Below are 21,151 nucleotides of genomic sequence, written 5' to 3'. Positions count from 1 at the left end.
TTCGCCGCCTCATGTTCGCCTAGCCACGGAGAGAGGAATACTGACCGCCGAGGTAACTGTTCGGTCGCCGAAATAACCACGGCTCGTCCGCGGTTGCACCGTTCATGGCTTTCCCGCTCTCCATCCTTGACCTTGCACATATCGGCGACGGAGAGACGGCTGGCGACAGCTTCCGCGCCAGCGTGACCATGGCCCAGCGCGCGGAGGAGTGGGGCTACCAGCGGATCTGGTACGCGGAGCACCACAACATGCCCTCCATCGCCTCATCCGCGACCAGCGTCCTCATAGCCCACGTAGCCTCACAGACCCAAACGATTCGCCTCGGGGCCGGCGGCATCATGCTGCCCAACCACGCCCCGCTGACCATCGCCGAACAGTTCGGCACGCTCGAAACGCTGCACCCCGGGCGCATGGACCTCGGCCTCGGCCGGGCGCCGGGCAGCGACCAGCAGACCATGCGCGCCCTGCGCCGCAACCCGGCCTCCGCCGACGACTTCCCACAGGACGTACTGGAGCTCCAGGGCTACCTGACGGGCGAATCCCGCATCCCGGGCATCGACGCGACCCCGGGCAAGGGCACTGACGTGCCGCTCTACATCCTCGGTTCGTCCCTGTTCGGCGCCAAGCTCGCCGCCATGCTCGGCCTCCCGTACGCCTTCGCCTCCCACTTCGCCCCGACCGCGCTGGAGGACGCCGTCACGCTCTACCGGCGCGAGTTCCAGCCGTCCAGGCAACTGGCGGAGCCGTACGTCATCGCCGGCGTCAACGTCATCGCGGCGGACACCACGGAAGAGGCGGAGGCGCAGTTCCTGGAGGCCAAGCGCAGCCGGGTGACCCGGTTCCTCGGCCGTGGCCAGACGTTCACCCCGGAGGAGGCGGACGTCATCCTCGCCTCGCCGGCGGGACAGCAGCTCCTGCAGATGGCCAAGTACTCCGGCGTCGGAACCGCCGCCGAGGTGCGGGACTACCTCGACCGCTTCGCCAAGCAGGCCCAGGCCGACGAGCTGATCGTCGTCTCCATGGCCCCCGACCGGAAAGCCTGGCTCCGCTCCCTCGAATTGCTTTCCCCCATCACGGGAATGTCTGGCGACTGACTTCGGTTACATAACTCGTGGCCGGTGTGCCCAGTGTCCCCGGGCCTCACCTATTGCCTTCGCGGAATACCGTTCGGCTGGAGCCGCGTTGTGCCTTTCGCCGAGAGGCGACACGCACACCGGTACGCACTCGTAAGGCCGAGGCCCCGCCAGCAAATTGGCGGGGCCTCGGCTTTTTCCCGGCCGGAAATTAGTTGCCACACCGCATCCTTCACTGAAGGATGTTTTCATGATCAAGGTCGAGTCACTGACGAAGGCCTTCCGCCGGCCTCGAACCTTCTCCGGTCCCATGGGCGCCCTGCGTACCCTCCTCACCCGCCAGTACGACGAGCGCATCGCCGTCGACGACGTCAGCTTCGAGATCCCCGAAGGCGAGGTCGTCGGCTACCTCGGCCCCAACGGCGCGGGCAAATCCACCACCGTGAAAATGCTGACCGGCATCCTCACCCCCACCAGCGGCCTGATCGAGGTGGCCGGACGGGTGCCGTGGCGGGACCGGAAGGCCAACGCCAGGTCCATCGGCGTGGTCTTCGGCCAGCGCAGCCAGCTCTGGTGGGACCTGCCGCTGATCGAGTCGTTACGCCTGGTCGGCGACCTGTACGACGTACCCGCCGACCGTTTCACCACCTCACTGCGCCGCATGCGCGACCTGCTCGGCCTCGACGACTTCCTGGACACCCCGGTCCGTCAGCTCAGTCTCGGCCAGCGGATGCGCGGCGACCTGGCGGCCGCGATGCTGTACGAACCGCCCATCCTGTACCTGGACGAACCGACCGTCGGCCTGGACGTCCTGGCCAAGCAGGCGGTACGCGAGTTCATCTCCGACACGAACCAGGCCGGTCGCACCACGGTCGTCCTGACCACCCACGACCTGGCCGACGTCGAGGCGCTGTGCAAGCGCATCATCGTGATCGACAAGGGCCGGGTCCTCTATGACGGCGGCATCGACGCGCTCGTCACCGCCTACGCCCCGCCCCGGCGGCTGGCGATCCACCTGGCCGACGGCCAGACCCGCACCTTCGACATCGCCGGCGGCGCCTCCGTCCCCGAGCTGATCGGCCAGGTCGCCGCCGAACAGACCATCCGCGACCTGTCCATCCAGGAACCCGATCTGGAGGGCGTGATCAAGCAGCTGTACGTCGAGGGCGCGCGATGATCCGCCCGCTGATCGGGACGGCCCGCATCGGGCTGCGCTTCCAGCTCGCGTACCGCAGCGACGTGATCATGACCGTGCTGACGCTGATCGCGCAGGTCTTCCTGCTGCGCATGATCTGGACCTCGGTGTACGGCGCCCAGCAGCAGGCCCAGGGCATGACGCTCCCGCAACTCCTGGCCTACCTGAGCCTGGCCAACCTCCAGGCGTTCGCCACCACGCCGGTCATCCCCTACATCGCCCTGCTCAGGATCCGCACCGGCATGGTGTTCTTCGATCTGTCCCGGCCGACCGGCTACCTGCCGCAGCTGGCCGCCTTCCAGGCCGGACACACCGCTGGCGGCCTCCTCCTGCTGGCGCCCGCCATACCCGTGGTTCTGCTGGTCGGCTCGATCACCCCCACCGGCCAACCACTCGCCTACGCCGGGACTCTGCTGCTCGGCTACGCCATCTCGGTGCAGCTGTCGCTGCTCATCTGCCTGATCGGCTTCTGGACGCTGGAGACGAGCGCGATCGGTCTGCTGTACCGGCTGACCAGCCAGTTCTTCGCCGGAACGCTGGTCCCGCTGTCGTTCTTCCCCGGCGCGCTGGGCACCCTGGCCGACGCGCTGCCGTTCAAGTATCTGGGCTACGTGCCCGCGGCCGTCTACGTGGGCCACCTGTCGGGCGCCTCGGTCGGGCAAGCGCTGGCCGCCGAGGTCGCCTGGGTCGCCGGGCTCACGGTCCTGCTGTGGGCGGTATGGCAGCGGGCCCACCGCAGGGTGGTGATCAACGGTGGCTGAGCTCGCCCGCACCCTGCGCCTGTACTGGCGACTCCAGCGCGCCACCATGCGCGGCGCCCTGCAGTATCGGCTCAACGCGCTGATCGGCATCGCGACCGGAGCGGTCTACCAGGGCAGCGGCTTCGCCTTCGTATGGGTCGTCATGCACACCTTCCCCTCCATGGCCGGCTGGACCCTGCGGGAGATCGCCTTCCTGTACGGCCTGCGCCTGACCGCCCACGCGCTCTGCATGCTGCCGCTGAGCAGCCTCATCTTCATGGAATGGCTGGTCAGGGAGGGCGAGCTGGACCGCGTCCTGCTCCGCCCGCTCAACCCGCTCCTCCAGCTCATGGCCAAACGCATGGGCGTCGGCCAGGTAGGCGACCTGCTGACCGGCCTGGTCCTGCTGCTGGTGGCGGCCCCCGCCTGGAGTCCGTCCATGGCCGCCCTCTGCCTGCTGGCCGTCATGGGCGGTGCGCTGGTGGAGGGTTCGGTCCATCTGTCGCTGGCGTCCCTGTCGATGCGCATGCTGGACACCGCCGCTCTGCGCGGGTTCCTGGATGACGTGTTCAGCAAGTTCGGCTCGTACCCGATGAGTGTGTTCGGCGGGGTTACGCAGTGGTTGCTGACGTTCGTGCTGCCGGTCGCTTTTGTGGCGTACGTACCGGCGAGCGTCCTGCTGGGCAAGGCAGCGTCCCTGAACGTACCCGCCTTCGTGGCGTACGGCAGCCCGCTCCTGGGCATCGCCCTGTTCACCCTCGCCTACCGCTTCTGGTGCCACCAACTCCGGCACTACCAGAGCGTGGGGAGCTAGAGCGTCCGGGTGCCTCCCACGGTGACCAGCTCCACCTCGGCGTCCTTCAACGCCACAGCGATGTCCTCGGGCGGCGGCGCGTCGGTGACCAGGACCGAGACCCGGTCGAGGCCGCAGATGTGCACGAATGCGCTCCTGCCGAACTTCGACGCGTCGGCCACGACGACGACCCGCGTGCCCGCGTCGATCATCTGGCGCATCATCTGGGCCTCTTGCAGGTTGCTGGTGGACAGCCCGCCACCGGCCGAGATGCCGCCGACGCCGATCACCGCGGTATCGGCGCTGATGCCCTGGGTGTCGGCGAAAGTCACCGGCCCAATGGTGACATTTGATGAGATACGGCAGCTGCCGCCGATGACATAGAGGTCGCGCACGGCGTCCTGCGGGATCTCGGGGGGCAGGCGCAGATTGTTCGTCACCACCGTGAGGTCACGCTTGCCGGCCAGTGCCCGGACCACTTCGAGCGTGGTCGTGCCGCCGTTGACGATCAGAGTCTCGCCGTTGGAGATGAGCTGCGCCGCGGCGATGCCGATGGCCTGCTTGGCGCGGTGGTGCACGGCCGCGCGGCTGTCGAACGGGGAGTCTGCCGTGGCCAGCTCGTCCGTGCGCATCGCGCCACCGTGGGTGCGGGCGATCAGTTGCCGCTCCGCGAGGTGGTCGAGGTCACGACGGACGGTGTCCATTGACACGGCGAAACGTTCTGCCAGTTCGGCGACCGTGGCGTGACCGCGATCGTGGATGTACCTCACGAGTTCGGCGCGACGCTTGGCGGGCAGTGCCGTGTCCTGCATGATCGACTCCTGAGATGCGGCTTGCTGCGGTTAATTTCAGGTTTCTGCGACCTAACCGTTGACCAATTCTCGAAAACAAGCATATTATCGCAGATATAGGCAGGTCTGCCTAGCGAATACGGCAGGAACCCGCAATCTCGTCATCCCCCGGACCACTGTGTTCAGACTCCTGCGTCTTAGGAGAAGCGATGACAACCAGCAGTCTTCGGCCCTTCGGGCGGCGCGCCGCACTGCGACTCGGTACCGCAGCGGCCACGGCGCCACTCCGGGCCTGTGGTGCGTGCCGACGCCGTACCTGGCCCATCAGGGCCCCACGATCGGGCTCGACGACACGTTTGTCGCCGGCGTGCTGCTCTCCGACTGCCCGCACGATGAGCGGGCGAGCCGGAGCAGGCCACCACTTGAGCCCTACGTTCAAGTAGCACCTGGAGACACCCCGTGAACTCGATCATCGATCCCGGCAAGATCCGTGGCCTGCAGCGCGTCACCAGCGCCGATGGCTACTTCCTCATCTGCGCCCTCGACCACCTGTCCGACTTCGCCGAGCTGCTCGCGCTCGATCCGGCGAGCGTCACCTTCGCCGATGTCGTCGCCGCGAAGGACGCGGTGGTCCGGGCCGTGGCCCCGTCGATCTCGGCGGTGCTGCTCGACCCGTTGTACGCCCTCGGCCACCTCGTGGCCTCCGGCGCGGTGCCCGGCACCGTCGGGCTGATGTCGAGCATCGAGGACGAGGACTACCGGCACGCGGACGGACCGCGCCGTACCCGGCTGCGCGCGAACTGGAGCGCCACCCGGATCAAGATGACCGGCGCCGACATGTGCAAGTTGCTGTGGTTCTACCGCCCCGACGGCGGTCGCGTCGTCGCCGAGCAGCAGCGGCAGCTCGTGGCCGGCCTCGTCGCCGAATGCGCCGAGCTCAGCCTGCCCCTGGTGGTCGAGCCGATTTGGTACCCGCTGCCGGGCGAGGACCCGACCACCGCCGAGTGGAAGGCCGCCCGGGTGCGCGGCATCATCGCCTCCGCCGCGACCGCCAACAAGCTCGGCGTCGACATGCTCAAGGTGGAGTTCCCCGGCTACGTCGACACGGAAGAAGGACGCGAGCAGGCGGCCGCCGCCTGCGCGGAGCTGGACTCCATGGTGAGCGTGCCGTGGGTCATCCTGTCCGCCGGGGTGGAATTCGCCGACTTCAAGACGCAGGTCGAGATCGCCTGCCAGGCGGGCGCCGCCGGCTACCTCGCCGGCCGGTCGATCTGGCGCGACGCCGTGTCCACCCACGACCCCGCCGCCCGCGAGGAAGCCACCGCGGCGGCCAGGGCGCGACTCGAGGAGCTCAACGAGGTGACGCGGCGGTATGGACGCCCCTTCACACCGGCCCGGCCACTCGACGTAGTGGTCAAGGAACTACCCGCTGAATGGTACCGATCATGAAACGCCTGCCCCTGGAGCACCTGCATGCCCAGCTACTTTCTGCCCGCGAACACCCCGCGCTCGTTCTACCGGGGTGCCGGGCGCATCGGCCGGTTCCGCGGGATTCCGTCCGCCGATGATCCCTACTACCCGGAGGATTGGGTCGCCTCGACCACCAGCCGGCACGGGGCGGCACCCGCAGGGCTGACCACGCTGCCCGACGGCCGATCACTCGCCGAGGCGATCGCCGCCGACCCCGTGTGGTGGCTGGGCGAACAACACGTCGCGGAACACGGCGCCGACCCCGCGATCCTGGTCAAACTGCTGGACGCGGGGGAACGGCTACCGCTGCACGTGCACCCCGATCGGCGATTCGCCGCCGACCACCTGGCCTCGCCGTACGGGAAGACCGAGGCATGGGTGATCGTCTCGGCCGAGCCGGAGGCGGTGGTGCATCTCGGCTTCACCAGGGACGTCGAGCCGGACGAACTGGCCCGCTGGGTCGCGGACCAGCGAATCGATCAGATGCTCGACGCCACGAACCACGTGCCGGTGCGGCCCGGCGACGCCATCGTGTGCCCCGCGGGTCTGCCGCACGCCATCGGGGCCGGAATCCTCATGGTCGAGGTGCAGGAGCCGACCGACTTCTCCGTACTGCTCGAATGGGAGGGCTTCGCCGTAGACGGCCCCGCCGTCGGACACCTGGGGCTCGGCTACGACCAAGCGCTCGGCTGCGTCGACCGGAGCGGCTGGGGCGCGGACCGGCTGAACGAGCTACGCCGCGCCCGCCAACCGGCGGATGACGCCCGGCCCGGGGTTCGCCGCCTCTTCGCCGAGTTCGCCGACGAGTTCTTCGCCGCCGAGAGGCTGCGTCCCGATCCCGTCAGCGTGCTGGAGCCGACGTACTCGATCGTCGCGGTCACCGATGGCGCCGGGATCCTCACGAGCGAACATGCCCCGCCGGTCCCGGTCAAGGCCGGAGACACGCTGCTCCTTCCGTACGCGGCCGGGCGGTGCACTCTGCGCGGGGATACCGCGGCGGTGCGCTGCAAACCAGCCCAGAAGTCCACCTAGGTATTTAACGGATGCCCCAGAGCCAGACGCCCCCTTGAGGATTCGAAATCCCATTTCAGTGCGAGCCAGTGTGAGCAACCGACGCGATGGTCGCAGAACCGCTCGACAATAGACCGTATTCGGGCAAACGACGCAGACAGCCGCCTGCCGGACTCACCGCAGTCCATTGTTTCAGAAAATTTACTATTGAATTACTCCGCCCTGCCCCTATGATCGACTAGCACATCGCTGGTCTTCGATTCCCCGCGAAGGCGATGGCCATGGTGATCGCCCTGATCGGGGTGACCGGCGATTCCCTGGCGCCTTCCGAGCGGAGCACGGCCGCGAAATCGCGCCAACGAACGGGGCTCATCGCATGCTTGGAGCGCGTTTCCAGCTCAAATCGGCCGTCGCCGTCACAGGCGCCTGTCTCATGGTGTCGGCCTGCGGCACCATCGGATCGGGCGCGGCGACCACGGCACCCACAACAGCCACAGCCGCCGCGGTCAAACCCAAGGCCAAGCAGCCGCAGGACATCACCGCGAAATTCAAGAAGACCACCCTGGCCAACCCCACCATCAAGGGGAATCCGCAGTGGGAGCCCATCGTCAAGCAGATCACGAAGGTCGAATACGACAAGAAGGGACGCGCGTACAAGGTATACACGAAGGTTTCCGGCGATGACCTACGCCGGACGCTGCCCGGTGTCCTCATGTCGACCGGCGTGGGCGCGTGTATGTCGGCACAGTTTTACGACATGGGCGCGAAGAAGATCGAGGTGTACGGGGAAGACGGGGAGAAGGGCACCAAGGCCATCGGCAATCCCGGTGTCTGCCAGAACACCTGAGCCGCTACCCGCCGTCACCATTGATCACGAGAACCGACTGAAGAAGCGGATGCCCATCGAGGCCTATGATTCTCGGATGCCCCCTGGATCGGCTTTACCACTTCTATTACTCCTCGGCCTCCTCTCCGCCTGTGGGCCGGCCCGAGAGGGCGGTGCATCCGCGAAACAGGCAGAGCCGGTCCAAGGACGCTGGTGGACATGGGCGTCCTCCGAAAAGGAGAGCACGAACCCCGTATCGGACCCGACCGGGAAGTTCTGCGACCGGAATCAGCCAAAGGACATCTGGTTCCTCGCCGGAACCTTCGGCGGCACCGCACAGCGGACCTGCCAGGTCCCTGCGGGGCGGCCCATGCTGGCCCCGCTGGTGAATCTGGCTTCCACCAGGGCGGGATGCAAGAAGTTCATGGCCGCCGCCAAAGGCAAGGCCACCCTTGACGGCAAGCCGGTCACCCCGGAACGGATGGAGGACGCCATCGTTCACGTGGCCGGCGTGGCGGACAATCCTGTGACTGGCATGGGGGGTACGACCACGTTCTACGCTTGTGGCATCTGGGCGCGCATCCAGCCGCTGCGCTCCGGCCGTCACACACTGAGCATTCGCGGGTCCTCCGGCGATTTCCACACGGGCGTCGATTACACACTCACTGTCGAGACCGCGCAGCAAGCGTGAGCACATCCTGCTCGGTCGTTCAGGGCAGGTCAGACATGTCGAGCACGAACCGATAGCGGACGTCGTTGCGCTGGAGACGGCTGAGGGCTTCGTTCACGAGCGCCGAGGGAAGCAGCTCGATGTCGGCGGTGATACCGCGCTCGGCGCAGAACGCCAGCAGGGCAGCGGTCGCGGGCCGCCCACCGCTGCCCGCGGAGCTGAGTTTCTTACGTCCGACGAGCAGATCAGTGGTCTGTACGGTGACCGGTCCGAGGTGCCCGAGCTGGCTGAGTGTGCCGTCCATGGCGACCAGCCGCAGGTACGGGCCGAGGTCGTGGGGGGCGGAGATAGTGTCGATGACGACGTCGAACTGATCCCGGGCGGCCGCCATCCGTCCCGGATCCGTGGATTCGATGAGGTCGTGGGCGCCCAGGCGACGGGCGTCGTCGATCTTGTCCGCCGACCGGCTGATGACCGTGGCGTCGGCACCGAGCGCCACGGCGAGTTTGACCGCGAGATGGCCCAGGCCGCCAAGCCCCGCCACGGCGACGCGGGCACCCGGTCCTACGCCGAGTGTGCGCAGCGGCTCCCAGACGGTGACCCCGGCGCAGAGCAGAGGGGCCGCGGCGGCGGGGTCGAGGCCGGCGGGGAGGGGGTAGGCGAAATCATCGCGGACGACGTATTCGCGGGAGTAGCCGCCCAACGTGGTCGACCCGTCGCGGCGGTCGGTGCCATCGTAGGTCAGGGTCGGGAAATCGTGGCAGAAGTTCTCCTGACCGGCCCGGCACATGGCGCACACACCACACGAGTCGACGATGTTTCCGACCGCGACCGGGTCGCCGACGCCGAACCGCGTGACTTCGGGCCCGACCTCGGTCACCACCCCCGTGAACTCGTGGCCTGGCACAAGGGGCACGCTCGTGTCGCCGGGATGAGCACTGACGGCATGCAGATCGGAGTGGCAGACACCGCAGTAGTCCACGCGTACCGCGATGTCGTCAGGCCGCAGGTCACGCCGTTCGAGTGACACCTGCCGCAGTGTCGCGGAACCGTCCGCTTGCCATCCCCACGTGCTCCTCATGTATGTCACCCCTGTTGCAAACAGACTGTTCGGTCTATCGCAGGGTAACTCTCCGCCGCTCGCAAAACAAACCGACTGTTCTGTTTGATATGGTGGACGTCATGGCCGATCAGCCCATGACCTCCCGTGGCGCGGCGACTCGCAGTCGCATGCTCGACGTGGCGACTCAGGAGTTCGCCGAATACGGGATCGCCGGGGCGCGCATCGAGCGGATCGTGGCCGCAGCCCGCACCAACAAGGCGCAGCTCTATGCCTACTTCGGCAGCAAGGAAGGGCTGTTCGACGCCATCTTCGCCGATTCGCTGGAGCGGATCATGAACGTCGTCCCGATCGACGCCACCGACCTGGCCGACTGGGCCGTACGCCTCTACGACGAATATCTCCGCCGCCCCGACCTCATCCGGCTGGCCACCTGGGCCCGGCTGGAACGACGTCCCGCCGGCCACCTCGTCGAGGAGGCCGACCGTCTCGACGACCACAAACTGCGCGCCATCGCCGAGGCGCAGGCCGCGGGCATCGTGAGACCAGGCGACCCGTTCGACGTGATGGCCCTGGTCATCGCGATGTCCATGGCGTGGTCGCCCGTCAGCAACGTCTACGCCGCGACGGCCGAGGAGCCGCCGGAGCTGCATGAGCAGCGCCGTACCCTGCTCCGCGAAACCGTCCGGCGCGCCGTGACGACCGTGCCCTTGAACGGCGGCGGCCCCCCGGACTACCCAAGCCGGGGGGCCTGATGTGTACCGCCATGTGTGGCGCCAGCGGCGTTTAAGAGAACGGATCAGTCCTGACGACGTGCGCTCTGCCATTGAGCCACCGGGGCACGAAGAGCCCCGAGCCGGATTCGAACCGGCATCTCAACAATCACAGTCCATCCTCGGTTGATCTGGCGCTCGACGGCGATGCTGAGGCTAGAGCGAGAATCTGAGTCTGATCGGCCGCCTCTACCATTTGGGCTACCGAGGCGCGTACCTCGGGGAGGACTCGAACCTCCACTTGAGCCGTTCGTCAGCTTCAGCTTGAGCTTCAGCTTTGCGCTTACGCGCACCCCGCGCTCAACGGGGAGTCATTGGGTCAGGCGAACGTCAGGCGAACAGATACCCGAACACGGCGTCGCCGACCTGCTGCTCATCGACGGCGGTCGCGTTGGCCTCTTCGCGGGCGTACTTGACGGCGTCCTGCAACTTCTGCACGCGGGACAGCAGCTCGTTCACGCGCTTGGCCGGCAGCGCCCCGGAGAAGGCGGTCTTCGTCCAGTAGCCGACCACGATGTCCTCGGTGAACACCTGCACCTGGGCGGGGTGCTTGTCCGTCGCCTCAGCGAGCACGTGGTTACGCGGAACCTTCTTGGTGCGGGTCGTCTTGACCGGTTCGGTGCGCCATGTCTCGGCGTTGTCGTCGAACGACCACGTCTCGGCCGGGTCGAGCGTCGGCAGCTTCGACACGAACGTGTGCAGGTCGACGAGCTGCTTCTCCAGGAACAGCAGGTACGTGACCGGGGCGCCGGAGATGAGAGTCTCGCCGTCGACCACGACGTCCGCCTTGGCGGTGGCGTTGGTCCAGTCCTTGGTCGCTGTCACGTCGAACAGCCGCGTCAGCGCCTTCGCGACGTCGGCGATGATCGCCTCGGTCTTCACCTGGACGCGCGTCGACTCGGGCGGCAACTGCTCGCCCTCGTCGTCGATCGGCTGATAGGTACGGGACAGGCCGGACAGGAGCGGCGCCTTCTGAATGGCGTGATAGGCGTCGGACACCGCGCGCTGCGTACTGGCCTTCACGCCCTTCTCAACGGCGAGGATCTGGTTCAGCTTCGCCACGGAGGGTTTCCGTTCGTTGGGGGTCGGCGGGATAGGGCAGAGCGTACAGCGATGGCGCTATGCGTACACAACTCATATAGCTCGCTGCACGAATCGCGCGGTGCCGCCCTACGACAGCGCCTCGTCCCGTACATCTGAGGTGGCGAGCGCTACCCGAGCCCCGAGGTGGAGCCCACCGCTGGCGTCCACCACCTGCCCGGTCACCCAGCGGGCATCGTCGGAGGCGAGGAGGGCCACCACGTCGGCCACGTCCTCGGCCCGGCCGACCCGCCCCAGCGCAGCCTGCCCCGCCAGGAACGCCGCCGCCTCAGGGGGGAACAGCGACGTGTTCGCCTCGGTCATGGTCGCACCCGGCGCGACGACGTTCACCGTGATGCCACGCTCGCCCAGCGCCAGGGCGAGGGTGCGGCTCATGGTCTCTATCGCGCCCTTGGTCATAGCGAAGGAGGTCTGTGCGGGATTGGCGATCCGGGTGACGGCCGACGAGACGCTGATGATGCGTCCGCCATCGGCCAGCAGGGGAAGCGCGCGCTTGATGATGAAGTACGGCGCCCTGACATTCACCGCGAAGAGCCGGTCGAACTGCTCGGCCGTGTCGGTCTCGATCGGACCGGCCGGGGCGGCCGCGGCGTTGTTGACCAGGATGTCCAGGCGCCGTCCTGCCAGACCGGCCGCCAGCTCGGCGAACAACGCGTCGACCGCTCCCGCGTCCTCCAGGTCCGCGCCGATCGGGTACGCGCGCCCGCCGGCCCCTTCGATGCGCTCGACCGTCTCCTGTGCCGCTGCCGCGTCCTTCCCGTAGTGAACGACGACGAGGGCCCCGTCGGCGGCGAGACGTTCGGCGACCGCCCGCCCGATCCCGCGTGAGGCCCCGGTCACCAGTGCCGTCTTCTCTGCCGGTTGTCCCATTGCGCACCCCGCAAACTTGTTAGTAACTATCAGCATGGTAGGTTCTATCAGGTGACAGGAGAGACGGCAAGCCTGCGTGAGCGGCGCCGGGCAGAGACCCGGCGCACGCTCCAGGCGCACGCAGTACGCCTGTTCATGGCACGGGGCTACGACGCGACCACGATCAACGACGTCGCGCAGGCGGCCGGGGTATCCGCGATGACCCTGTACCGGCACTTCGCCACCAAAGAAGACCTGGTGCTCTACGACGAGTTCGACCAGGAGACCGCAGCGGCGCTGGCGGCACAGCAACAGGAGGAGCCACTACGTCAGCGGATCGGCCGGGCCTTGGTGCAGACCGCCGCCATGGCCGTCAGCTCCGACCGGGACCTCCTGCTCGCTCGCCTCAACCTGATGATCTCCACTCCCGCCCTGCAGGCCCGCCATCTGGACAGCCAGTACGCCACCGAGATCGCCGTCGTCGACACCCTCTGCGCCGGCACCACCGACCCTGACCAGGAATTCCGCATCCGCAGCACGACTGCCGCATGTTTGGCGGTCATCCATGTCGCGCTTATCCGCTGGGCCGAAGGAGACGGCCGACAGGACCTCCCCACCCTCATGCGCCAGGCCCTGACCTCAGCCTTCGACACCGCATTCTGAAGGCGCGGATTCGTCCGCCACCAGAGGCTGTAGTGAGATGTCGGGATGGACGAAGTGGATCGCGACGCGGTAGTCGCACTGCGAGCCTGTTTCGAAGCTCTCGGAGCCGATGACCCTGAAGGCTGGGCGGTCTCGGAGATCACCGAGAACATCCCTCAACTCGCTCGCTTCCTGGCGTTGAGAAGCGTCTGGCCAGAACTGATCGACGTCTGGGCCGCTCCCGGCTCGCTGGAGACGATCCCGGCGGCGAGCCGCCTGCTCTCCAACGGCGCAAACCGCGACGACCTTACACAGCTCGTACGCAGTACGGCCTATGACGCGATCTTCGGCCTGCTGTACCGCCTCACCACCCACGGCCGGGACGACGAAGCACCGGACGACTCCCCCGGCTGGCGGCTGATGGAGACGACAGCAACGGGCGAACTCACCGGCCGCGCTGTTCAGTCGCTCCACGAAAGCCTGCTCAGCATGGACCCGTCGGGTCGCGATGGTCAGGACCTCTTCGATTGACGCGCTCCCCGGGCTGTGCCCCCGCACCCGATGGCCCCGGCTCCCACACGAGCGCTTCGTTCGAGAGCCGGGCCTTCAAAGCGGCGGCGGCCCCACGTAGTGGATCGCCTTTTGAACTCGGCGGGCCCAGTCGAATGCCGCGTTCTCCTCATCAGTGGTGAAGTACGCAGCAGGGCCGATCTCCCCTTCCAGCCGGAGCGCCCAACCATCGGCTTCCCTGGTCAGCACCCATTCGGCCACCCCCGGCGCCGGGTCGATACGAGGACGCCATATTTCGGCGACGGCCCTCAGCAGCGACTTCCACCTGGACGCGTACAGGGCCGGGCCACGTCGCTCTGTTCCGCTGGACGCGTAGCCGAGGACGCCCTTGCGGTCGGGGGCGGGCAGGCATAGTCGCAGCACGTCAACTGCATGCCGCAATGCTGCCGTTCGAGATCCGCGCGGTTCAGTGGCGTTCGCAGTCATTGGCGCTCACCAATCGTTCGGGTCTGTCTTTCTGCGCGGGTTCGAACTCCTTCACTCTGCCGTCGGTACCCCTTGTCGCGCCGACGGCGGCGCCTCTTGCACGCCATAGACCTGGAAAGCAGGGCGCGGTCACAGTCAGCGTCGTCGGCGTCGTCGGCGGAACCGTGCGATCCCCCCGCTCGTCCATGGTTACCCAGCGGCCGTTGGTATCCCGGAGCTGTATCCGGACAGATAACAGCTCTACAAGCGTTTCATACCCCAAGGCTCGACCACGAAGAACCCATCATGAACGGCGCACCTCTTAGGCGCCTCGCGTATCGAGGGCATCTCCGAACCCTGCATGTGGTGTTTCCGACGGGAATGCTGGTCACGAAGAGATTGTCAGAGTTGTCGTTGGACCAGTTGGTCCTCTGCACAGTGCCGCAGGAGCTTCCGGAATATCGCCCCCACTTACATATGGAATCACCGACCCACTGGACGGGGTCCTCGCCATCCACATACGCCTTGTTCTGGGCGTTGTAGTAGAAGGTACGGGTGAGCGTCAGACTCCCCCGGGTGTACAGTGCGGCGTCACCGTACTCACAACCGATCCAGCACTGATTCGTCAAGGTGATCGAGGTGCAGTTGCCTCCGTCGACTGGATAGTTACAGTACGTCCGCGTCGACGCGCCGTTGGCGCAATGCCCGGCCGTGGCATGGCGTCGCGTCTCGTAGTCCCACGTTGCCACCACGTTGAAGTTGGACGTGCAGTTCTGCAGATCGCCACCACCCCGGATGTACGGGTCGGCGAAGGTGGATGCGACCGGCCCTTCCGTGACTTTCACGTCCATCGTAATGGCGGGGTTGGTCACCAGTGGAGAAACCGTCGACCGGGCGCTCTCATCGTTGACGGACGCTTTGGCCGCGGGCGCGGGGACCACGAGGCTTTGCACGGTACCCGACTTGGCGTCGTAATAGCTGGCCACGCTGGAGAACCGTGGGTCCTTCAGCAGGGCGCGGTGTACACGCTTCTTCGCTTCGTTCAGTTCGGCCTCGGTGTAACCAAGGTTGCCTTGCAGTTCCACCTGAAGCGGAAGGGATTTGGCCGTTTCGACGGCCTGCGCTGGAATCTGTCCCTTGAAGCCAAGCCAAACCTTCGAACCGTCATCCGCGCGCTCGCCGCCGGCGAACTCGTCGCTGAGCGCACGCTGAAGTCGCACCAGCTTCTGCTTGGTCGCAGGCCACGCCCCATGGCGCTCGATCGCCTCGCTGAAGCTGACGCCCTGGGCTCGCGCCATGCCCTTCAGGATCTCGATATTGGCGGCGGACAGATCATCGATGGCGACGTCGGGGATATCCACCGGGCCGTCCGGCCGGTTCGCGGTGGCCGCCGGGTCGGTCTTCGCCTGCTTGTCTATGTAGGCGTCCACCGTCTGCTCCAGAGAGACCCCCTTACGTGTTGCTTCCCGCTTTAATCGTTCCAGCGTTGGACGGTGGAACCTCGGATGTTGCGCTGCGACCGACATCACAGTTTCGGACGGAGCAGGGGACGCTGCGGCGGGGACGCTCGCCAGGTTGAACGCCGTCAATGCAGTGGCGTACGCATCCGGACAGTCGCCCTCCGCTGGGCGCCGACTTCGAAACGGACTCGCCCTCGCATTATCCGCAAGTAATCCAGGATCGGTGCGCCCGAAAATGATGGCAGTACGTGGTCCGGATGAGTATTCGGAATCCGCGCAAGCCGTACACCGAGCTTCTTATGAGCGTTGCGCATCTGTTGCCGCGAGACACGAGCGTGACGAGTCGCGACAGGCGGAGAGCTTCAGTGCAGAGCCGGATATGACCGACCAAATGACGCCCTTGTCCTGCTGCGAGGCCGCAGACAGCTATCAACCACGGGACTGCCAGGTACACAGGCACGCCCGGTTACCTTCCGGGTCGGCGAGCACCCAGAAGCTCGGCGCCTCCGCGTCGCTGACCAGCGTGCCGCCGACGGCGAGTGCCGCGTCTATGCGTGGCTGGACCTGCGCGGGATCCACCCATATGTCGAGATGCCAGCGCTGGCGGGGTTCCTCGGTGCCGGACGTCTGGAACCACACGGCCGGCAGAACGTCGGCTGGGTCGCGGAGTTCGTCGCCGAAGTCAGGGCCGGACAGATGCTCCATCGCCAGCACCGCGGCCCAGAACGGCGGAATCGGCTCTCCGGCCGGGGTGTCGAGGGCGAGTTCGAGCCGGGAGACGTTCGAGGATTCCAGCCGCGCCCCGGCGTCGGCGGCGATGGAGGAGATGGCGCGAGCCAGCCGGATATCGCGGTTTGTGACCGCGCGCTCGTCATGGCTGGTCAATCGGACGTCTACGTGGGTGTAGCGCAGGTCGAGGTCGGGATGATGGCTCATTTGCTCGGCTGCCGCGCCGATGGCGTTGACGATTGAGAGCCCGGCCGCGAAGTTCTTGGTGAGGATGCGGGTCTGCAGGGCGCCGAGCAGGTATGCCCACCCGTCCAGCCCTTCGTCTGCGATCTGCCGTCCGGTCAGCTTGCTCATAAGCCATCCTTGCATGTCAAAACCTGACGACGGTCCATGATCGAAATTCCTCGTTGTCACCCACTTCGTCACCCAATCGGGTTGGCAAGACCTTCGGGTGCCAGGGGACAAAGATGCGGCTCAGCGCGGCTTTGCCGACCCGACCCTTCCCAAGCCGCATGCCTGGTGGGCGGCAGGCCCATAGCCGGGTGGCGGCCCCACAGCGCCGCCACCCCTTGATGCCTATGAGTGGACCCTGTTGGGGCTCATCCCTTTAGTTCAGTCTTGGCAGCGAACAGAGTGCCCCGTTCCATGCCGCCCTCCCGGCGGATGTTCAGCCCTTCCCTGCGGAAGCTGATCCATCCGTCATCGTCATTCAGTCCCCGCACGATTCTGGTTTTCACGATGTCGTGGGTCGCGTAACCGACATCCAGATGTGTCAGGTGGCTGTCGTCCTTCCGGTGGACTTTGAGCCCTTCCACGGGGAAGGTGATCCATCCGTCATCGGCGCTTCTGCCCTGCACCCATTCGGTATTGATGCCGTTGAGGTCGGCCTTGTCGGCGTGCATGGTTCCCCATGCTCCGCTTCCGTTGCGGACATCGAGCCCGTCCTTGGGGAACATGATCTTCCCGTCGTCGGCGCTTCTCCCCTGCACCCACTCGGTGTTCACACCGTTGAGGTCTGCCCTGTCGGCGAACACGGATCCCCAGGACTTCCCGGCCCCCTTACGCACGTCCAGCCCCTCCTTGGAGAAGCCGATCCATCCGTCATCGGATCTTCTCCCCTGCACCCATTCGGTGTTGATGCCGTTGAGGTCTGCCCTGTCGGCGTGGACGGTTCCCCATGCTCCGCTTCCCTGGCGGACGTCGAGCCCGTCCTTGGGGAACATGATCTTCCCGTCGTCGGCGCTTCTCCCCTGCACCCAGCCGGTGTTCACACCGTTGAGGTCGGCTCTGTCGGCCGTAACGGTCCCCTGCCCGCCGGAGTTGCCGAAGATCTCCACCCCTGTGCTGGTGAAGGTTACTCGCCCCCTCTTTCCGTCCGCCGCCCCCTGGACCCAGGGCGTGTCAATCGCGGTGGTGGCGGTGAGCGTTTCCAGGACGGGGAAGCGCACTTGGACGGTGGTGGTGAGGAAGTGCTGCTTCTGGGTGACGGGGTCGGTGGCGACGAGCGTGTAGGTGGTGGCCCGCTTCGGCGCGTCGGGCGGGGTCCAGGTACGCCCGTCCGAGGAAATGTCCTTCTGCCCGCCGGGGAAAAGGATCTTGTAGTCGAATTCGGGGGACCCCTCCCAGCTCAGCGCGAGGTTTTCGCCGGCGCCCACCATGCCCTTGTCCGGGTGGAAGTCACGCGGCGCCGGAATCTCCCTCGGGGCGGTCTTGACCAGCGCCACCGACGTGTAGCGGGTGTGCTCCCCGTCATCGTCTTCGGTCTTCTCTCTCACCGTCAGCACGGCCGGCCCGGCGGTGGCGGCGATGGTGACGTTCTCCATCGTCAGCACCAGGTAGTCGCCGGGTTTGAAAGAAGCTGCGCCCCCGCTCTTGGGGGTGACTTCAAAGACGTTGGTGTCCCGCTGCGGGTCGACCTTCACCTCCTGGGTACTCGCCTGGGTCCCCCACCGGTTGTCGGTGTACTTGCCCTTCATCTCCGGGAGCTTCGGGGTGAGGTCGCCAACGCCGTCGCCGACGGGCACCTTCACCTCGATCCTGGACCAATCCGTCCTCCTTGCGGTGTTGGTGATGACCAGGTACACCGTCCCTGTGGATTTGGACCTCCGTCCGGCCGCTGACGCCTCCACGGACGCCGGGTCGGTGAAGACGGTGTAGGTCAATGCGGTCATGATCACGACTCCTTTTTTGGAGGACGGCACAGGCCGATGAGCCGCCCGCCCCGAAAGCACCGGGGGCAGGACAGGGGGCGACACTGGGACACATTCGAAACCCCCCGTTTGGAGATACGCCCCAGAAGATCGCCCTTTAGATCCAAACGTGCGCATTGGAGCGCGACAATAGAACGTGAGGCGGCCATAGCAGGGCGATTCAGCAATACCTTCAGCGTCTTGACAAGCATTCGCTCCATGCGCCGCTGGCGCGCAACCTCCGCTGGCGAGACATCGACCTCGACGGCAAGCGCGTCACCATCAAGGGCTCCGTGGGAGTGGTCGAGGGCCAGCGCGTCGAGGGCACAACCAAGAGCGGCCGGACTCGCGTGGTCAGCATCGACGACACCACGGCGACCGTACTCCGCGACCACCAGAAGGCCCATGAAGCCGAGAAGGTCCGCATCGGCGACTCCTGGAAGGGCTCTGACGACACCGTGTTCACGACGGCTTGGCGGCCCGATCTATCCCACGACCGTCATCGGCCTGCCGCGCAAGCTCATCAGGCCCACAACGAGACCGCCTCCGACCCACTACCGGTGATCCGCCTGCACGACCTGCGCCACATCCACGCGACCTTGCTGCTTCTGGCCGGCGTCCCCGTTCACGTCGTAGCGGCCCGCCTCGGCCACGCCGACCCCGCGATCACCCTGCGCGTCTACGCCCACGTCATCCACTCAGCGGAGACAGCCGCCGCCGACATCTTTGCCCGAACCGTGAAGGACACCTGCTAGGCCCTGCACGGAGTTGAGATCAGAGGGATTCGGCAGTTCGGCGTGACGAGCGCTTTGTTCAAGACGCGGCAACCGCGCGCGGTCAATGCTGTCGGCATGAGCAAGCAAGCCTTCACCCCTGCGATGGGCCGTTTCCTGCCCACTCGATTCTACGATTCAGTCGCCGCATTGATGCGGGAGCGGTTGTGGCGCGGGCTGGTCGCCATGCACGTGGCGCCGCGGTCCGGTGAGGTGGTCATCGACGTGGGATGCGGCACCGGCTCATTGGCGTTGCTGCTGCATCACGCACAACCGGGAGCACGAATCATCGGTGTCGATCCCGATCCCGAGGTGCTGACCAGGGCGCGACGCAAGGCTGACGACGCGGGCGCCGAACTGGAGTGGCGGGCAGGCCTCGGCGACGCACTGGCGGAGGTCGTCGGCGAAAGCTCGGCGGATGCTGTGGTGTCCAGCCTTGTCCTGCACCAGTGCCCCATGGAGATCAAGCGTGCGGTCCTGGCGTCCATGTTTGCGGCGTTGCGGTCCGGCGGGCGACTGGTGATCGCCGACTACGGACGGCAACGTACCCGGTTGATGCGCACGGCTTTCCGCGTCGTACAACTGGCCGACGGCAAGCAGGACACCCAACCCAACGCCGACGGCATCCTGCCCCAACTGATCTCCGAAGCCGGCTTCCACGACGTACGGGAAGCCGAGGTCGTGCCGACGATCAGTGGGTCCATCTCGATCTACACCGCGCGACGCGATTGAGCGCGCAGCACCGGCAGCACCGCGGAGGGGGTCAAGCCCATCATCTCCCGCATCCAGCGCGTGAGATGCGCCTGATCGGCGAAGCTCGCGGTGGCTGCCGCCTCCGCCAGCGACTGGCCGTCAGTCAACGCCTCCGCCGCTCGACGCAACCGCGCCCAAGCCCGCCAGCGCGTCAGCGGCATCCCCAGCTCGCGCCGGGCCAGCGCGCGCAACCGCTGGGGCGAAAGGCCAACCCGCGCCGCCAGCTCCGGCATCGACAGTTCCCAGTCCGCCATCGTCGTGTCCATCGCCGCCACCAGCCGCGGGTCCAGCGCGCTGGACGCATGAACGGCGGACGAGCGGATCCCTTCCTCCCCCAGGCCGTGCAGCTGGCTCGCTGAGGTGATGCCGTCGTATTCGCGCAGCTGGTCGGCGAATGCGGAATGAGGCTCGACGAAGTACGTGAGCACGTCAGCCGCCGCGAGCAGCTGGTGCCGCGTCATCGGTGGTACGACCAGCACCGTGCCCCGATGACACGTTTCGCAAGCATCCAGCATGGCGACCTCGCCACGAACCGCGACAACGATCTGGAAGGCGGCGTGCCGGTGCGCCGCACTGTCGGTCAACGGTCCACGATAACGCGCATAGCCGTCGCCTATCGCGAAGCCCGCCGGCAGCTGGTCCCCACCTTGCACGCACTCCATCCTGCCAGGAGCGCCAGGATCGGGCAGGGTATGAACTGTCGCTGGCATTCGCTATGCGAGCCGGTGGTTACCGTTAGAACTGTTGTTGGATTTCTCTGACGCGATCGGTTGCGACGGGTGGTAATCGTGCGGTAATTTTCTGTCACAGCCGGGTGCCTGACTGAGCGCCCGGTCCCCGCCCCCATTGGTGTCCGCACCAACAGGACAGCGTCCGGCGGGGCGGTGGCCCAAGAGGCGCACTTCCTCCAGCAGTGCGCAGTCAGGCCCCGACAACGCGGTTCTCAACCCACGGTCCGCCCGACTTGCCGGACGGACGCGGCTTCGGCTTCCACCGGATCACTACCCGACCTCGGTCGGCTGCGACGAGACTACGCCGATGTCCGTTTTACCTAGGTAAACACAGGGAACCGAAGACGCTGTAGTAATGCCGACGTCTGCACCTGGCCCCTGTTAGCAGGAGTGTTAGCAAAAGGCCCCCCGCGATCATCGCGAGGGGCCTTTGAGCTGGGAGCCGCCTTCGGGATTCGAACCCGAGACCCCTTCATTACGAGTGAAGTGCTCTGGCCGACTGAGCTAAGGCGGCGTGCCGTACAGCGTGATTGAGTCTACAGGAGCC

At 66.5% G+C, this 21,151-nt stretch carries 22 protein-coding genes and 2 tRNA genes; 13 read left to right on the top strand and 11 right to left on the bottom strand.

Translation table 11 applies throughout. The features are described 5' to 3' along the window. Window positions 1-104: 104 nt before the first annotated feature. The 4 genes from ACQP2T_RS01620 (at window position 105) to ACQP2T_RS01605 (ending at window position 3,822) form a co-directional block, all read left to right on the top strand. A complete protein-coding gene (locus tag ACQP2T_RS01620) occupies window positions 105-1,094 on the top strand; it encodes an LLM class flavin-dependent oxidoreductase (RefSeq protein ID WP_433514422.1) in 990 nt (329 codons plus the stop codon). 229 nt (window positions 1,095-1,323) lie between these two features. After that, window positions 1,324-2,250 (top strand): ABC transporter ATP-binding protein, encoded by a 927-nt coding sequence (locus ACQP2T_RS01615; RefSeq protein WP_433514421.1) that lies wholly within the window; start codon window positions 1,324-1,326, stop codon window positions 2,248-2,250. Then, complete coding sequence (locus tag ACQP2T_RS01610) at window positions 2,247-3,029, top strand: ABC transporter permease (protein WP_433514420.1); 783 nt, start codon at window positions 2,247-2,249, stop codon at window positions 3,027-3,029. The genes ACQP2T_RS01615 and ACQP2T_RS01610 overlap by 4 nt, the downstream gene beginning before the upstream one ends. Continuing rightward, entirely contained in the window at window positions 3,022-3,822 is an 801-nt protein-coding gene (locus tag ACQP2T_RS01605; RefSeq protein WP_433514419.1) for an ABC transporter permease, read from the top strand. The genes ACQP2T_RS01610 and ACQP2T_RS01605 overlap by 8 nt, the downstream gene beginning before the upstream one ends. On the opposite strand, the gene ACQP2T_RS01600 is transcribed toward ACQP2T_RS01605, so the two are convergent. Beyond that, the gene (locus ACQP2T_RS01600; protein WP_433514418.1) at window positions 3,819-4,613 is read right to left on the bottom strand and encodes a DeoR/GlpR family DNA-binding transcription regulator; all 795 of its coding nucleotides are present in this window, start codon (window positions 4,611-4,613) and stop codon (window positions 3,819-3,821) included. The two genes, ACQP2T_RS01605 and ACQP2T_RS01600, sit on opposite strands and share 4 nt — an antisense overlap. 438 nt (window positions 4,614-5,051) lie before the next feature. Between ACQP2T_RS01600 and ACQP2T_RS01595 the strand changes: the two genes are divergently transcribed. From ACQP2T_RS01595 to ACQP2T_RS01580, 4 genes are all read left to right on the top strand, one after another. After that, a complete protein-coding gene (locus ACQP2T_RS01595; protein WP_433514417.1) occupies window positions 5,052-6,041 on the top strand; it encodes a tagatose 1,6-diphosphate aldolase in 990 nt (329 codons plus the stop codon). 24 nt (window positions 6,042-6,065) lie between these two features. Then, window positions 6,066-7,094: a class I mannose-6-phosphate isomerase gene (locus ACQP2T_RS01590; protein ID WP_433514416.1), complete on the top strand. Its 1,029-nt coding sequence runs from the start codon at window positions 6,066-6,068 to the stop codon at window positions 7,092-7,094. Window positions 7,095-7,506: 412 nt separating this feature from the next. Continuing rightward, window positions 7,507-7,920: a hypothetical protein gene (locus tag ACQP2T_RS01585; protein ID WP_433514415.1), complete on the top strand. Its 414-nt coding sequence runs from the start codon at window positions 7,507-7,509 to the stop codon at window positions 7,918-7,920. A 349-nt stretch (window positions 7,921-8,269) separates the two neighbouring features. After that, the gene (locus ACQP2T_RS01580) at window positions 8,270-8,590 is read left to right on the top strand and encodes a hypothetical protein (protein WP_433514414.1); all 321 of its coding nucleotides are present in this window, start codon (window positions 8,270-8,272) and stop codon (window positions 8,588-8,590) included. Between the two features lie 19 nt (window positions 8,591-8,609). Here ACQP2T_RS01580 and ACQP2T_RS01575 read toward each other — a convergent pair whose 3' ends face one another. Next, window positions 8,610-9,599 (bottom strand): NAD(P)-dependent alcohol dehydrogenase, encoded by a 990-nt coding sequence (locus ACQP2T_RS01575; RefSeq protein ID WP_433514413.1) that lies wholly within the window; start codon window positions 9,597-9,599, stop codon window positions 8,610-8,612. 152 nt (window positions 9,600-9,751) lie between these two features. Here ACQP2T_RS01575 and ACQP2T_RS01570 point away from each other — a divergent pair, with 152 nt between their 5' ends. Continuing rightward, on the top strand, window positions 9,752-10,384 hold the full coding sequence (locus tag ACQP2T_RS01570; RefSeq protein WP_433514412.1) for a TetR family transcriptional regulator: 633 nt from the start codon (window positions 9,752-9,754) through the stop codon (window positions 10,382-10,384). A 92-nt stretch (window positions 10,385-10,476) separates the two neighbouring features. Here the strand turns inward: ACQP2T_RS01570 and ACQP2T_RS01565 are convergent. From ACQP2T_RS01565 to ACQP2T_RS01555, 3 genes are all read right to left on the bottom strand, one after another. Beyond that, window positions 10,477-10,613, bottom strand: a tRNA-OTHER gene (locus ACQP2T_RS01565). A 119-nt stretch (window positions 10,614-10,732) separates the two neighbouring features. Beyond that, a complete protein-coding gene (locus ACQP2T_RS01560) occupies window positions 10,733-11,464 on the bottom strand; it encodes a hypothetical protein (protein ID WP_433514411.1) in 732 nt (243 codons plus the stop codon). A 108-nt stretch (window positions 11,465-11,572) separates the two neighbouring features. Further along, window positions 11,573-12,373: an SDR family oxidoreductase gene (locus tag ACQP2T_RS01555; RefSeq protein WP_433514410.1), complete on the bottom strand. Its 801-nt coding sequence runs from the start codon at window positions 12,371-12,373 to the stop codon at window positions 11,573-11,575. Window positions 12,374-12,424: 51 nt separating this feature from the next. Here ACQP2T_RS01555 and ACQP2T_RS01550 point away from each other — a divergent pair, with 51 nt between their 5' ends. Continuing rightward, window positions 12,425-13,015, top strand: a complete 591-nt coding sequence (locus ACQP2T_RS01550; protein WP_433514409.1) for a TetR/AcrR family transcriptional regulator — start codon at window positions 12,425-12,427, stop codon at window positions 13,013-13,015. A gap of 45 nt (window positions 13,016-13,060) precedes the next feature. Then, window positions 13,061-13,525, top strand: a complete 465-nt coding sequence (locus ACQP2T_RS01545; RefSeq protein ID WP_433514408.1) for a hypothetical protein — start codon at window positions 13,061-13,063, stop codon at window positions 13,523-13,525. 75 nt (window positions 13,526-13,600) lie between these two features. On the opposite strand, the gene ACQP2T_RS01540 is transcribed toward ACQP2T_RS01545, so the two are convergent. The 4 genes from ACQP2T_RS01540 to ACQP2T_RS01525 all read right to left on the bottom strand — a co-directional run bounded on the left by ACQP2T_RS01540 (window position 13,601) and on the right by ACQP2T_RS01525 (window position 18,329). Next, entirely contained in the window at window positions 13,601-13,927 is a 327-nt protein-coding gene (locus ACQP2T_RS01540; protein ID WP_433514407.1) for a hypothetical protein, read from the bottom strand. Window positions 13,928-14,241: 314 nt separating this feature from the next. Further along, on the bottom strand, window positions 14,242-15,399 hold the full coding sequence (locus tag ACQP2T_RS01535; protein WP_433514406.1) for a hypothetical protein: 1,158 nt from the start codon (window positions 15,397-15,399) through the stop codon (window positions 14,242-14,244). A 459-nt stretch (window positions 15,400-15,858) separates the two neighbouring features. Beyond that, entirely contained in the window at window positions 15,859-16,512 is a 654-nt protein-coding gene (locus ACQP2T_RS01530) for a 4a-hydroxytetrahydrobiopterin dehydratase (RefSeq protein WP_433514405.1), read from the bottom strand. Between the two features lie 245 nt (window positions 16,513-16,757). Next, window positions 16,758-18,329, bottom strand: coding sequence for a hypothetical protein (locus ACQP2T_RS01525; RefSeq protein ID WP_433514404.1), 1,572 nt, complete (start codon window positions 18,327-18,329; stop codon window positions 16,758-16,760). Window positions 18,330-18,640: 311 nt separating this feature from the next. On the opposite strand from ACQP2T_RS01525, the gene ACQP2T_RS01520 reads away from it, so the two are divergent. Together ACQP2T_RS01520 and ACQP2T_RS01515 are read left to right on the top strand one after the other, a co-directional pair. Next, window positions 18,641-19,102, top strand: coding sequence for a tyrosine-type recombinase/integrase (locus ACQP2T_RS01520; protein WP_433514403.1), 462 nt, complete (start codon window positions 18,641-18,643; stop codon window positions 19,100-19,102). 96 nt (window positions 19,103-19,198) lie between these two features. Further along, the gene (locus ACQP2T_RS01515) at window positions 19,199-19,852 is read left to right on the top strand and encodes a class I SAM-dependent methyltransferase (protein ID WP_433514402.1); all 654 of its coding nucleotides are present in this window, start codon (window positions 19,199-19,201) and stop codon (window positions 19,850-19,852) included. On the opposite strand, the gene ACQP2T_RS01510 is transcribed toward ACQP2T_RS01515, so the two are convergent. Continuing rightward, complete coding sequence (locus ACQP2T_RS01510) at window positions 19,831-20,457, bottom strand: helix-turn-helix domain-containing protein (RefSeq protein ID WP_433514401.1); 627 nt, start codon at window positions 20,455-20,457, stop codon at window positions 19,831-19,833. The genes ACQP2T_RS01515 and ACQP2T_RS01510 overlap by 22 nt on opposite strands. 587 nt (window positions 20,458-21,044) lie before the next feature. Beyond that, window positions 21,045-21,118 (bottom strand) — tRNA-Thr (locus tag ACQP2T_RS01505). Between the last annotated feature and the right edge of the window lie 33 nt (window positions 21,119-21,151).

The sequence above is a fragment of the Nonomuraea sp. CA-143628 genome, assembly GCF_050942315.1.
In the GTDB taxonomy this organism is placed as follows: Bacteria; Actinomycetota; Actinomycetes; order Streptosporangiales; family Streptosporangiaceae; genus Nonomuraea.
The sequence above is the reverse complement of the archived record's forward strand: the minus strand, read 5'-3'. Positions and strand labels throughout refer to the sequence as shown.

Coding starts and splice junctions, on each gene's coding strand:
- ACQP2T_RS01620 (WP_433514422.1), top strand. CDS start 105: ATGGCTTTCCCGCTCTCCATCCTTGACCTTGCACATATCGGCGACGGA.
- ACQP2T_RS01615 (WP_433514421.1), top strand. CDS start 1,324: ATGATCAAGGTCGAGTCACTGACGAAGGCCTTCCGCCGGCCTCGAACC.
- ACQP2T_RS01610 (WP_433514420.1), top strand. CDS start 2,247: ATGATCCGCCCGCTGATCGGGACGGCCCGCATCGGGCTGCGCTTCCAG.
- ACQP2T_RS01600 (WP_433514418.1), bottom strand. CDS start 4,613: ATGCAGGACACGGCACTGCCCGCCAAGCGTCGCGCCGAACTCGTGAGG.
- ACQP2T_RS01590 (WP_433514416.1), top strand. CDS start 6,066: ATGCCCAGCTACTTTCTGCCCGCGAACACCCCGCGCTCGTTCTACCGG.
- ACQP2T_RS01585 (WP_433514415.1), top strand. CDS start 7,507: ATGGTGTCGGCCTGCGGCACCATCGGATCGGGCGCGGCGACCACGGCA.
- ACQP2T_RS01580 (WP_433514414.1), top strand. CDS start 8,270: ATGCTGGCCCCGCTGGTGAATCTGGCTTCCACCAGGGCGGGATGCAAG.
- ACQP2T_RS01570 (WP_433514412.1), top strand. CDS start 9,752: ATGGCCGATCAGCCCATGACCTCCCGTGGCGCGGCGACTCGCAGTCGC.
- ACQP2T_RS01555 (WP_433514410.1), bottom strand. CDS start 12,373: ATGGGACAACCGGCAGAGAAGACGGCACTGGTGACCGGGGCCTCACGC.
- ACQP2T_RS01545 (WP_433514408.1), top strand. CDS start 13,061: ATGGACGAAGTGGATCGCGACGCGGTAGTCGCACTGCGAGCCTGTTTC.
- ACQP2T_RS01530 (WP_433514405.1), bottom strand. CDS start 16,512: ATGAGCAAGCTGACCGGACGGCAGATCGCAGACGAAGGGCTGGACGGG.
- ACQP2T_RS01525 (WP_433514404.1), bottom strand. CDS start 18,329: ATGACCGCATTGACCTACACCGTCTTCACCGACCCGGCGTCCGTGGAG.
- ACQP2T_RS01515 (WP_433514402.1), top strand. CDS start 19,199: ATGAGCAAGCAAGCCTTCACCCCTGCGATGGGCCGTTTCCTGCCCACT.